Origin of the sequence: Acinetobacter sp. Q186-3 (genome assembly GCF_013420655.1) — a bacterium.
GTDB classification, from domain to species: Bacteria; Pseudomonadota; Gammaproteobacteria; order Pseudomonadales; family Moraxellaceae; genus Acinetobacter; species Acinetobacter indicus.
Genome location: NZ_VOXS01000030.1, coordinates 1 through 11048, shown reverse-complemented (window position 1 = coordinate 11048; position 11048 = coordinate 1). Strand labels below are relative to the sequence as shown.

At 34.2% G+C, this 11048-nt stretch carries 13 protein-coding genes and 2 pseudogenes; 14 read left to right on the top strand and 1 reads right to left on the bottom strand.

The genetic code is table 11. The features are described 5' to 3' along the window. From FTT64_RS13905 to FTT64_RS13860, 10 genes and pseudogenes are all read left to right on the top strand, one after another. Positions 1-415: pseudogene (locus tag FTT64_RS13905) on the top strand (integrase core domain-containing protein); the annotation flags it as partial. Between the two features lie 92 nt (positions 416-507). After that, on the top strand, positions 508-834 hold the full coding sequence (locus FTT64_RS13900; RefSeq protein ID WP_168397161.1) for a hypothetical protein: 327 nt from the start codon (positions 508-510) through the stop codon (positions 832-834). A gap of 2 nt (positions 835-836) precedes the next feature. Beyond that, entirely contained in the window at positions 837-1604 is a 768-nt protein-coding gene (locus FTT64_RS13895; RefSeq protein ID WP_227554594.1) for a putative type VI secretion system effector, read from the top strand. Continuing rightward, positions 1543-2364: a putative type VI secretion system effector gene (locus tag FTT64_RS13890; RefSeq protein WP_180182506.1), complete on the top strand. Its 822-nt coding sequence runs from the start codon at positions 1543-1545 to the stop codon at positions 2362-2364. The genes FTT64_RS13895 and FTT64_RS13890 overlap by 62 nt, the downstream gene beginning before the upstream one ends. Next, positions 2303-3124 carry a putative type VI secretion system effector gene (locus FTT64_RS13885; protein ID WP_180182503.1) on the top strand — a complete coding sequence of 274 codons (822 nt, stop codon included), beginning with the start codon at positions 2303-2305 and terminating at the stop codon, positions 3122-3124. The genes FTT64_RS13890 and FTT64_RS13885 overlap by 62 nt, the downstream gene beginning before the upstream one ends. Before the next feature lie 252 nt (positions 3125-3376). Next, positions 3377-4213: an IS5 family transposase gene (locus FTT64_RS13880; RefSeq protein WP_180182504.1), complete on the top strand. Its 837-nt coding sequence runs from the start codon at positions 3377-3379 to the stop codon at positions 4211-4213. Between the two features lie 80 nt (positions 4214-4293). Next, complete coding sequence (locus FTT64_RS13875; RefSeq protein ID WP_168397135.1) at positions 4294-5229, top strand: hypothetical protein; 936 nt, start codon at positions 4294-4296, stop codon at positions 5227-5229. Positions 5230-5604: 375 nt separating this feature from the next. Continuing rightward, entirely contained in the window at positions 5605-6033 is a 429-nt protein-coding gene (locus FTT64_RS13870) for a hypothetical protein (RefSeq protein WP_168397134.1), read from the top strand. Further along, positions 6026-6376, top strand: a complete 351-nt coding sequence (locus tag FTT64_RS14505) for a hypothetical protein (protein WP_227554593.1) — start codon at positions 6026-6028, stop codon at positions 6374-6376. The genes FTT64_RS13870 and FTT64_RS14505 overlap by 8 nt, the downstream gene beginning before the upstream one ends. 11 nt (positions 6377-6387) lie before the next feature. Continuing rightward, positions 6388-6846 (top strand): hypothetical protein, encoded by a 459-nt coding sequence (locus tag FTT64_RS13860; RefSeq protein ID WP_168397133.1) that lies wholly within the window; start codon positions 6388-6390, stop codon positions 6844-6846. A 39-nt stretch (positions 6847-6885) separates the two neighbouring features. Here FTT64_RS13860 and FTT64_RS13855 read toward each other — a convergent pair whose 3' ends face one another. Next, positions 6886-7848, bottom strand: coding sequence for an IS30 family transposase (locus FTT64_RS13855; RefSeq protein ID WP_257231958.1), 963 nt, complete (start codon positions 7846-7848; stop codon positions 6886-6888). A gap of 123 nt (positions 7849-7971) precedes the next feature. On the opposite strand from FTT64_RS13855, the gene FTT64_RS13850 reads away from it, so the two are divergent. The 4 genes and pseudogenes from FTT64_RS13850 (at position 7972) to FTT64_RS13835 (ending at position 10663) form a co-directional block, all read left to right on the top strand. Next, complete coding sequence (locus FTT64_RS13850) at positions 7972-8427, top strand: hypothetical protein (RefSeq protein WP_168397132.1); 456 nt, start codon at positions 7972-7974, stop codon at positions 8425-8427. An 89-nt stretch (positions 8428-8516) separates the two neighbouring features. Further along, positions 8517-9092, top strand: a pseudogene (istB, locus tag FTT64_RS13845) (IS21-like element ISAba8 family helper ATPase IstB); the annotation flags it as partial. Positions 9093-9289: 197 nt separating this feature from the next. After that, positions 9290-9769 carry a hypothetical protein gene (locus FTT64_RS13840; RefSeq protein ID WP_168397130.1) on the top strand — a complete coding sequence of 160 codons (480 nt, stop codon included), beginning with the start codon at positions 9290-9292 and terminating at the stop codon, positions 9767-9769. 15 nt (positions 9770-9784) lie between these two features. Further along, positions 9785-10663, top strand: coding sequence for a tetratricopeptide repeat protein (locus FTT64_RS13835; RefSeq protein WP_163146125.1), 879 nt, complete (start codon positions 9785-9787; stop codon positions 10661-10663). The last annotated feature ends 385 nt before the right edge of the window (positions 10664-11048 follow it).

The window sequence follows — 11048 nt, the reverse complement described above, 5'->3', positions numbered from 1 at the left end:
ATTGAATGTGATTGATGATTACCGCCGCGAAGGCCTAGCCATTGAAGCAGGGTTCTCATTGCCCACAATCAGGGTTATTCGTACGTTGAATCAATTGCTGGAGTGGAGAGAAAAACCGTTAGTGATCTGATGCGATAATGGTCCCGAATTTATCAGTCACGAATTTATCAGTCACGAATTTGTGCGCTGGGCTACTGAGCACGGTATTCGTATTGAATATATTCAACCGGGTAAGCCACAGCAGAATGCGTATATTGAACGCTATAATCGAACCATACGTTATAGTTGGCTGAGCAAGCATTTATTTGATACTTTGGATGAAGTACAAGATTATGCAACAAACTGGTTGTGGCATTACAACCATGAAAGACCACATCAAGCTAACAAAGGAAAGCCACCTCTAATGGCTGCTTAACCTCTACTTTTAACTTCGGTTATTTATGGGAGGATTACCAAACGAACTCTACGACAATAATACTCATTTCATATGTAAGACTTTTAACGAGTTTGGCTTTAACTGTAGGACAAGCTGGAGTATTCGCAAGCTCAGTTGCACCATATATCGGAAAGGGTGTATTAAATCGGACAGCAGTAAGATTTTCTTCAAATGTTATTGTTGCTGCTCTTGCTGGAGCACGTGTAGTAGCAGGTTTGACTGTGATTTCCGTTTTATTGGTGGCTTTAGAGTATGCTCTTAAAAATTATGTGCTGGATAATGCATTCGAGGATTGGTGCCAAAAAACACCGTTTAGGAAAGCAAATAGCCAAGAAACGCCCTTTAAAAATGAAGATGAAGAATATCAAGAGTTTGTAAAAGCAGTAGTGAGTGTTTGAGTATGTATGATTTGATGAAGTTTGAAGGCCGTATTGAAGCGTTAGAAATTCATAACGGCGTGCTAAATACTTTGGGAAATGCAGGGAATAGCTTAATTAAGTCCTCAGCAATTTTAAGTACGGTTGCTGGTAGTGTTTCCTTGGGTGCACAAACTGTTTTTTTAGCCACACAAAGCCGTTTACATATCCAAACTGTTGTGATGAAAATAGGAGGAAAAGTGTGTGTAGGTCAGTTTCATCGTGCCCTGTTTGAAGCAGGTGAATATGTCATTTGTATTGCTCGACAAATTGAACCGAATGTATATGAGTTATGTTCAGTATTAAGTCCAAGAACGGGTTTATTACATATGCAAGTGGGCATGGGGGCAGCCGATAAACCCGCATATCAATCGATGATGAAAGGGGGAATAGTTTGGTATGCAATTACTGTTATTGGAGCTTTTTTAATTTTTATATTTGCTGGTGATCTAACCCAGAAAATGTTTATAATTTTAGCTGTAGCTTGTATTTTATTTTATTTTATTTTTATGTTTATTGTGAAAAATTCATTCAATTCATTACGACATTTGAATGAAAAATCAGAACAAGTTTTTGAGATGTACGGTTTCCAAAATCCTGAAAAGATTTATTTACTTACTGCTCGCCATCAAGATGATAATGCAAAACTAATATTAGAATCTGTTTATGAATATCGTAGAGCTGTTGAATATGATCCTTACCCTGAAAGTTATATTAAAGAGAAAGAAGAAAAAATTGATACATTTATATGATTTGCTGAAGTTTGAAGGTCGTATTGAAGCATTAGAAATACATAATGGCGTGCTAAATACTTTGGGGGGAGCAGGAGATAACTTAATTAAGTCCTCAGCGATTTTAAGTACAGTTGCTGGTAGTGTTTCCTTGGGTGCACAAACGGTTTTTTTAGCTACGCAAAGCCGTTTACATATACAAACTGTGGTGATGAAAATAGGCGGCAAAGTGTGTGTAGGTCAGTTTCATCGTGCCCTGTTTGAGGCAGGTGAATATGTCATTTGTATTGCTCGACAAATTGAACCGAATGTATATGAGTTGTGTTCAGTACTTAGCCCAAAAACAGGTTTACTGCATATGCAAGTGGGCATGGGAGCAGCCGATAAACCCGCATATCAATCGATGATAAAAGGAGGGCGGATTTGGTATGCAGCTACAATTATTGGGGTTAGTCTATTTATTATATTCATTGATGAATTTAATCAAGATATTTTTTTGATGTTATTAATAGTTAGTATTTTATTTTATTTTATTTTAATGTTTATTGTTAAAAATGCATTTAATTCATTACGACATTTGAATGAAAAATCAGAACAAGTTTTTGAGATGTACGGTTTCCAAAATCCAGAAAAGATGTATTTACTTACTGCTCGACATCAAGATGATAATGCAAAACTACTATTAGAGTCTGTTTATGAATATCGTAGAGCTGTTGAATATGATCCTTACCCTGAAAGTTATATTAAAGAGAAAGAAGAAAAAATTGATACATTTATATGATTTGCTGAAGTTTGAAGGTCGTATTGAAGCATTAGAAATACATAATGGCGTGCTAAATACTTTGGGGGGAGCAGGAGATAACTTAATTAAGTCCTCAGCGATTTTAAGTACAGTTGCTGGTAGTGTTTCCTTGGGTGCACAAACGGTTTTTTTAGCTACGCAAAGCCGTTTACATATGCAAACTGTGGTGATGAAAATAGGCGGCAAAGTGTGTGTAGGTCAGTTTCATCGTGCCCTGTTTGAGGCAGGTGAATATGTCATTTGTATTGCTCGACAAATTGAACCGAATGTATATGAGTTGTGTTCAGTACATAGCCCAAAAACAGGTTTACTGCATATGCAAGTGGGCATGGGAGCAGCCGATAAACCAGCATACAAGTCAATGATGAAAGGGGGGAGAGTCTGGTATGCAATAAGTATAGTTGCTATGTTTTTACTATTTATATTTACTGGGGGCTTAACTCAGGAAATGTTTCTAATTTTGACAATAGTTAGTTTTATCTCTTATTTTATTTTTATGTTTATTGTTAAAAATGCGTTTAATTCATTACGGCATTTAAATGAAAAGTCAGAACAAGTTTTTGAGATGTACGGTTTCCAAAATCCTGAAAAGATTTATTTACTTACTGCTCGCCATCAAGATAATAATGCAAAATTAATTTTAGAGTCTGTTTATGAATATCGTAGAGCTGTTGAATATGATCCTTACCCTGAAAGTTATATTAAAGAGAAAGAAGAAAAAATTGATACATTTATATGATTTGATGAAGTTTTAAAGCCAGAGAAACTCTTGAGATTCATAATGAATGCTTTAGGTGCTGGACGCGATAGCCAATATTGTCGTCTGCTCTATTGGCTAGTATGGCAGAGAGTTTATTTGTATCTGTACAAACAATTTTTGTTGCATCTCAAAGTCGGCTTCACGTGCAATATTTGGTAGCAACGATTAACGATAAAGGGCTTTGTTGCACAAAGCTGTTCTTAAGGACTCCTTCGGCAATATAATTTCCAAATGAAGAAGCCTACACACAAAATCTACCGCACAACCAATTGGCCCGCATATAACCGAGCTCTCATTAATCGTGGGAATATTGCCATTTGGTTCGATCCAAAAACACAATGGTATGCAGAACCTCAAGGCAAACAAGGTCGAAGTCAAACCTACTCCGACATAGCGATTCAATGCTGTTTGATGATCAAATCTCTATTTAGACTCACTTTACGCATGGTCACTGGCTTTGTTCAGAGCCTCATTAAACTTTGTAGATTAGATTGGACAGCGCCAGATTATTCGACTATTTGTAGAAGACAAAAGCATATTGATATTGCGATAAGCTATCAGAAAAGTCGTGATGGTCTCCACCTACTCGTCGACTCTACTGGCTTGAAGTTTTTAGGTGAAGGTGAATGGAAACGTAAGAAACATCAGCCTGAATATCGTCGCCAATGGCGTAAACTTCATATCGGTATAGATGAGCAGATTAACTCTGTTTATACCGATGGAGCTTATGACACCAAGCAATGCCGTCAGGTCATTGCAGATCGGCAAGCGCATGCGGTGATTCCACCTAGAAAAAATGCGAAACCATGGAAAGATACAAAGAGTAGCTCGCTAGAGCGAAATGAATTACTTCGAGCAATTAAACGTTTAGGTAGGATACTATGGAAAAAATGGTCAGGCTATCATCGGCGAAGTTTGGTTGAAACTAAGATGCATTGCATCAAATTATTAGGAGATAAACTCAGTGCAAGGAGTTTTGATAGCCAAGTGAATGAGATCCATGCACGTGTAGCAGTCCTTAACAGATTTACGGAATTAGGTCGCCCACTTACCCAAGTTACGCCTTAAATTTGGCTCAATTAAGGGCGCTTTGCATTTCAAATCTTTGTGCAACAAAGCCGTGGTAAAGTTATATTTGGAGGTTTCTTATGAGTGGTAACTATGGTTATGAAAATCAGAATTTGATCAAAGGTTTGAAAATTAACCATGAAAAACCACAAGTATTGACCTATATTAATGAACGAGGATTAATTAACTTTAATTTAGATCCTAAAAAAAAATTAAATAATAAGTTGATTCCATATTTTAATATTCAGCAAGTTAACGATGATTATCTAATTTGTAATGATGCTTGGGATGAGATCAGGGGGTTGCCAACCATGTTCTCTTTATGGTTTAGCTTTTTAATGATGATAGGGCTTATAATTCTATTAATAGGCTTTCCTGGCTTTTTATCTGAATCAGGTTTTTCATTGATATCCTTAATTGGAATTATTCTTTTATTGGGAGGTATATTTTTCTTTTTTAAAATATTTAATATTTCATTTGGTCGTGAGTTATTTGGTTATACGCATTACCCTTTGATTTTTAACCGTAAAAATCAAGAATTACACTATTTTGAACCTTACCAAAAAGAATGGATTTCAGCTCCATGGAGTGATTATCATTTTTCTATAAATATTAATGAAAATCATGAATACGCTGTGAATGCTTCACTGATTGATCAAAATGAGATCATTCAACAAGTGGTCGTCTTTCCATTTAGATTTCGTAGCTTAAGTTTGGTTGAAGGTCATTGGGAGTTTTTTAGACGCTATATGGCGGGTGAAGACATAGAAAAATTAAAAAATAATATTCATTACTATGCTCCGAATGTTATTTACAGTAAAGAGATAGCAAGTGAAACTTGGTTTAAACTTAAACTACTAAGATTTTCAGAGCGAAATTATTCAACAGATCAAGTGAAATTACCTTCTGACTTCAATTTAAATCTTTTGATTTTTGGTATTCCTCAATTCTTAATTAGAAGGCTTTGTGTGAGAACATCTAAAACTCCTCAAGTCCCTCGAGAATGGATCAATTAAATTTTAAATGATATTTTTAATCCATAGTTTTATTTAGCAAAGCTATTTAATTATGAGTATTGATAAAAAGCCCTTTCGGGCTTTTTATAAAGAACTTAAGGTAACTGCTTGGCTTTGTTGCACAAAGATTTCATAACTATATGATTTTAAAGGTTTTGATTATTTTTTGATCCAAAATTAAATTTATTTAAATCAGATGCTTACATATTTATGCAACAAAGCCCTTCAATTGAAAAAGAAAGGAATATTGGTATGTATTATCAAGAACAAGGAACATTGTACTGTGGAAATGAATTACCGATAATAAATATTTAGTAGAAAAAAATTATTTAAGTGTAAAGATAAAGTTAAGAGATTAGTTAGGGGCAAATAAGTATGAAGTTAAATAATTTGAGTTTGGTTGTTTTTATACTTTTTATATTTACTGGATGTGGTGAAATTTATTCTCAACCTTATGATAAATATCCATTTGAAGTGAAAATGAAAGCTTTATTAGGGGATAACCTTGAAATTGTGAACTCAATACGTAAAGCAGAAGTCCAAATTTCTTCTTTTAGATTTGAAAAAGATCCTAATAAATTGAAAAAAGTAATTAATCAATTAGAAAAAGATGGTTGGATATTAAAGGGGCATGGACAAGGGGTAGATACATATTGTTTAGGAGCTAATAATAGTATTAATATTGTTAGCCCTACTGCAATTGGTGTTTATGATTATCAAGGAGGTAAACTAAATATAACTGATTATAATTCTGATGCTATATCTTATAGTTATAATAAATGGGGCGAGGATTTGTGTGAATGATTTTTGGAAAATTATATTAATTTCTTCCTTATTAATTCAATTAGGTTGTTCTAATAGAATATATGAGCAACCTTCAGATAAGTATCCATTTGAAGCAAAAATGAAAGCTTTATTAGGTGATAATCTTAAAATTGTGAACTCATTGAGTAAAGCAGAATTAGGTGCTATGGCGGGAGCGAAGATTGGCTTAATATTATCACCTGTGACAGGTGGAGCATCAATTGCGATTGGTGGTATTGTTGGTGCAGGTATTGGTGCGGTTGCGCTAGGAGTTGGTGGTGGATTTGCTGGTAGTTATGGTGGGACACAAGTTGCTAGGAAATATACGGGTGTGTGTGATTAAAAGGTATAGTTATGAATGAGGTTTTATTCGTGATGAAAGAAATGATTGAAAATAATACTATTTTAATGAATTTTGTTATGTTAATTATTCTTTTTAATTTGTTATTAATGTTTTTTACATATATATATAATAAAATTTATATTTCGATTTATAAAGATGATTTTATTGATTTGTTTTTTGGGAGGAATAATGGAGTCATCTTTAATCGAGTAGGTGGGGATTTGGTTGTTGTCGCATATTGGTTTTTGATGCGTTATTCTTTTGAAGTGATTTCATCGAGAAAAATACGTTTCCCTTCTATTAATGACTCTCATGCTAAACCATTTTATATGACGCCGAATGCTTTTAAAGAGAATATTGAATTATTTAAAAAGAATAGGAAGGGGTGGCTGATTTTTAATCTGATATCTTTTTATATAACATATATATTGGCTATTATTTTTCTAATTTATATAATACTTTTTATTTAAAATTCTTAACTTAAAAATTTAGGTGTAAAGAGGGCGAATTCAAACATGAGGTGCGACAGTTTCAAAAGCCTTATGATAAAGCTGAGCAAATTTCTCTAATGGTGTAAGCCAATCTAACGCTTTTCTAGGACGAGTATTCAGTGACATGGCAACTTGATTTAAATAATGCTGATCTGCCTGATTTAAATCAATCCCTTTAGGTAAATATTGCCTAATTAAACCATTCATATTTTCGCATGTACCTTTCTGCCATGGCGAATGTGGGTCACAGAAATATACATCTATGCCTAAATCTTCTTCGAGGATTTTATGTTCTGACATCTCACGTCCACGGTCATAGGTCAACGTTTTACGTAGTTCTGCAGGTAAATATTTCAGAGCTTCAGTTAAAGCCTTGCGCACTGATTCTGCCTTTGCATCAGGTAATGTTGCCAAGATACAGAGCCGTGTATTTCGTTCAATAAGTGTTGCTATCGAACTTTTATTGTCTTTACCTTTAATTAAATCGGCTTCCCAATGACCCGGTATTTTTCTTTCTTGAACTTCGGCTGGGCGCTCATGAATAGTTTTAATATCCTGTAATATAGAATCTTTTTTAGGTTCACCGTTAGCTTTTCGCTTTTTATTTTCATGACGCAGACAGGATAATAAGTCTTTTTTCAACTCACCCTTTGGTAATGCTCGTATAGTTGAATAAATCGTTGTATGGCTTACATTCATTGTTTGATCCAAATCAGGAAATGTCTTTAAACGCTTTGCTATTTGCTGAGGAGACCATAAACAACGGATCGCTTCAACAATAAATTTCCAGAGGATTGAATCGATTTTGAGTTTTCTGTGACCGCGTCTACGTCTAGCGAAGGTGTTATCAGAAGCATATTGAGCTTGATAAACGTCATTGATGCTATTTCTTTTAAGCTCACGATAGATCGTACTAGGATGTCTTTTAATGAGTTCAGCAAATTTTCTGGGTGAAAAGCTTTCTTTTCTTGACTCAAGCATTAATGCAGTACGATCTTCAAAGTTAAGATGATGGTATGACAATTTTATATACTCCATAAACCCTTTAAATTAATTAGGTGGTTTATGTCGCACTTCAAGTTTTACTCTGCCGAGAGTTTTGATATGTCTGTTTATCAGGAAATGGTGTCTAATTTATTAGAGGACCCTATGGTTGCAACTATGATTATAGCAATCTTTTTTAGTGCATTTTTAGTTGTTTTTATTATTGTTTATAATAAAATTTATATAAAAAAACATAGGGATGATTTTTTAAATTTATATTATGGAACAACGAATGTTTCTAAAGGGATATTAAATAGTTTAGATGTAACCACCTTCTTTTTTTTGACAACTTATGATGTTCAGTTAATATTAAATAATATTTTTAAATATAATAAAAACAACCCATTTCCAAGTATTAGAGATAAAAAAACTCCAATGAAATTGACTCCTAATGCTTATATCGAAAATATTGATAAATTTAGAAAAAATCACAATCGATGGATGTTTATCAATTGGATTATAAATTTTTTAATAATTCTTACTTTTGCAGGGTTTTGTTGCACAAAGATTTCATAACTATATGATTTTAAAGGTTTTGATTATTTTTTGATCCAAAATTAAACTTATTTAAATCAGATGCTTACATATTTATGCAACAAAGCCATTATGCCCTAGGGGCCCCTAAATCACAGGTGATTGAACTGTTCAATCTGAGCTTTATTGCTAGAGCAGAAAATGTGGTGTTTCTGGGGGCTAGCGGAGTAGGAAAAACGCACTTATCTATGGCATTAGGCTATAAGGCCATCATGAACAACATTAAGATCAAGTTCATTACCGCAGCGGATTTAATGCTGCAACTGAGTACAGCCTATCAGCAAGGTAAATTGAAAACCTATATGCAGCGTGCGGTACTGGGACCAAAGTTACTGATTATCGATGAAATTGGTTATTTACCGTTTGGACGTGAAGAAGCGAATCTGTTCTTTAACGTGATTGCCAAGCGTTATGAAAAAGGCAGTACGATATTGACGAGTAACTTACCCTTTAGCCAATGGTCTAAGTCATTTGCGGATGATGTCACGTTGACCGCTGCGATGTTAGATCGGCTATTACATCACTGTCATGTGGTACAAATATCGGGTGAGAGTTATCGTTTGAAGGATAAAAAAGAATTGGGATTCAGCCCCAGGTTGAAATTTAATACGAGATCAAAGGGGTCAATTTTACTTTGCCATTTGTAAGGTGAAAGGGGTCAATTTTAGAATGCCGTTGACAAATACTTCTGCTTATGTAAGTGATCCAACCCAATGGGTTGATCCGATGGAGTTAACTGAATGGACTGGTTCAAGTTATCAAGTTAGTGTTCTTGCCGGAACAGGAATTAAATATGATTTAAGATCCCAATGCCTAAATAATGAAAGAGGTGTCGCATCAATAGTTGTTGGTGGTGGCTCATATGGGCGGGGGCACTTTAGGAGCGGCAGGAAGTAGATCAGTAACTTTTCATGACCCATATGATGGTGTTTATAAAGACGCATTGAATGGTGGGTGGGGAGATGTAAGTGCTAGTGTTGTATTATTTAGAGGTATAGGTTTTGGTAAAACTGGTTTAGGTGAAGCATCTAGTGATGGCTTAATGTCGACATATGATAGAGGAGTCGCTGGTAGTGCTGGAGTTTCAAGTGGACATGTTATACCTAGTTTATCTAGCTATAAGGTTGAAGCTTGTTTTACAAATGACCCACGTGGGCCCATTTGTAATGGTCGAAATGGTAGATGTGAAAAAAGTGTACCTAAACCAAAGCCTCGATCATATATCGATCCCAAAACCATTCCTGAGTATGATCCTCGCTCTCATGCACATATTCCGCCAAATAATGTCAACATTAATGACATTTTTAACAAAATGAGTTTTTAAGAGGTTATGTACAAAATGCTGAAAAAGAAATTATTGGTGAGTCTAGCTGTAAGTATATGTATTACTGCTTGTAATGCTTCAAATACATCATCTGATTTAAATATGACATTTGAACAAGCTGAGCAGTTAAGATCACAAGCAGAAGCTGCACCATCAAACTCTGATGAAAAGAAAGAATATTATAAAAGACTCGAACCTATTTATGAAAACTTGGCAAAAGAGGGTAATAGTGATGCTCAACTAATATTGGCAGATATTTATTTTAAAGCGCTGAGTGGAACTTATGATACTAAAAAATCATTTGAGTGGACAAAAAAATCGGCAGATAATGGAAATGTCTCCGCTATGTATAATACTGGTTTTAAGTACTACACTGGAACTGGAGTTCAAAAAAGTATAGAAAATGCAAAAAAATATTATCTTAAAGCTGCTAAGTTGAATGATGTTGATGCAATGGGCTCTATAGGCTCTATTTATATTGAAGAAGGAAATATTGAAGAAGGGTTAAATTATTTAAAAAGTGCAGCCGAAAAAAATGATGCTCTTTCATTATTTGAGTTAGGGTTGATATATTGCGAAGGTGTGGTTGTTAAACAAGACTATAAAATTTGTAATAATTACTGGGAAAAATCTGCATCATTAAATAATGCTGAGGCTGCTTTAAATTTGGGTATTAATTTGATAAATAGTAATGGTATCACTAAAGATGTGGATCGAGCTATTAAGTATTTTGAATTAGCTAGTAAAATGAGTAAAGGACAAGCATCTTATAACTTAGGGGTCATATATTCATCTCCAGATTATAATAAGTTAAATGAAAGTTTATCTCAATTTTACTTTAATAAAGCATATGAGCAAGGCATCTCAAGTGCTAAAGAAAAGATAAAACAGTAAGTATTCAAATAATTTTCTGTAATTTATAAGAGATAGCATAATAATGCTCAAAAATAAAGTTCTGTTTATTTCCGCTATAAGCATTGTTATATGTAGCTTAATTGCTTGTACAAATTTGAATAAACAGGACAAGTTCCCTACGCTCGAGGAAGAGTGTAAATTAGCAGGAAGTAGTAGTAAGCAGTGTGAAATTCTTAATTTAAAAGATCTATTCTTAGATGAAAAAGAGAATCTAATGGGATGGGTCTATCTAAATGGGCTCTGTACACGACAAATTTCACAGAACCCTTATCCTATCAGGATTCTGCTTTCTTAAAATTGCCAAAATTTCCTTAAACTCTTCTTTTTTCCCAAAACCAATTAAACGCTGAATCGCCATTTGAAC

Bases quoted from the DNA above. Each gene is read 5' to 3' on its own strand.
- FTT64_RS13890 (WP_180182506.1), top strand. From the start codon at position 1,543: ATGATCCTTACCCTGAAAGTTATATTAAAGAGAAAGAAGAAAAAATTG.
- FTT64_RS13835 (WP_163146125.1), top strand. From the start codon at position 9,785: ATGCTGAAAAAGAAATTATTGGTGAGTCTAGCTGTAAGTATATGTATT.
- FTT64_RS13880 (WP_180182504.1), top strand. From the start codon at position 3,377: ATGAAGAAGCCTACACACAAAATCTACCGCACAACCAATTGGCCCGCA.
- FTT64_RS13870 (WP_168397134.1), top strand. From the start codon at position 5,605: ATGAAGTTAAATAATTTGAGTTTGGTTGTTTTTATACTTTTTATATTT.
- FTT64_RS13850 (WP_168397132.1), top strand. From the start codon at position 7,972: ATGTCTGTTTATCAGGAAATGGTGTCTAATTTATTAGAGGACCCTATG.
- FTT64_RS13885 (WP_180182503.1), top strand. From the start codon at position 2,303: ATGATCCTTACCCTGAAAGTTATATTAAAGAGAAAGAAGAAAAAATTG.
- FTT64_RS13855 (WP_257231958.1), bottom strand. From the start codon at position 7,848: ATGCTTGAGTCAAGAAAAGAAAGCTTTTCACCCAGAAAATTTGCTGAA.
- FTT64_RS13860 (WP_168397133.1), top strand. From the start codon at position 6,388: ATGAATGAGGTTTTATTCGTGATGAAAGAAATGATTGAAAATAATACT.
- FTT64_RS13895 (WP_227554594.1), top strand. From the start codon at position 837: ATGTATGATTTGATGAAGTTTGAAGGCCGTATTGAAGCGTTAGAAATT.
- FTT64_RS13875 (WP_168397135.1), top strand. From the start codon at position 4,294: ATGAGTGGTAACTATGGTTATGAAAATCAGAATTTGATCAAAGGTTTG.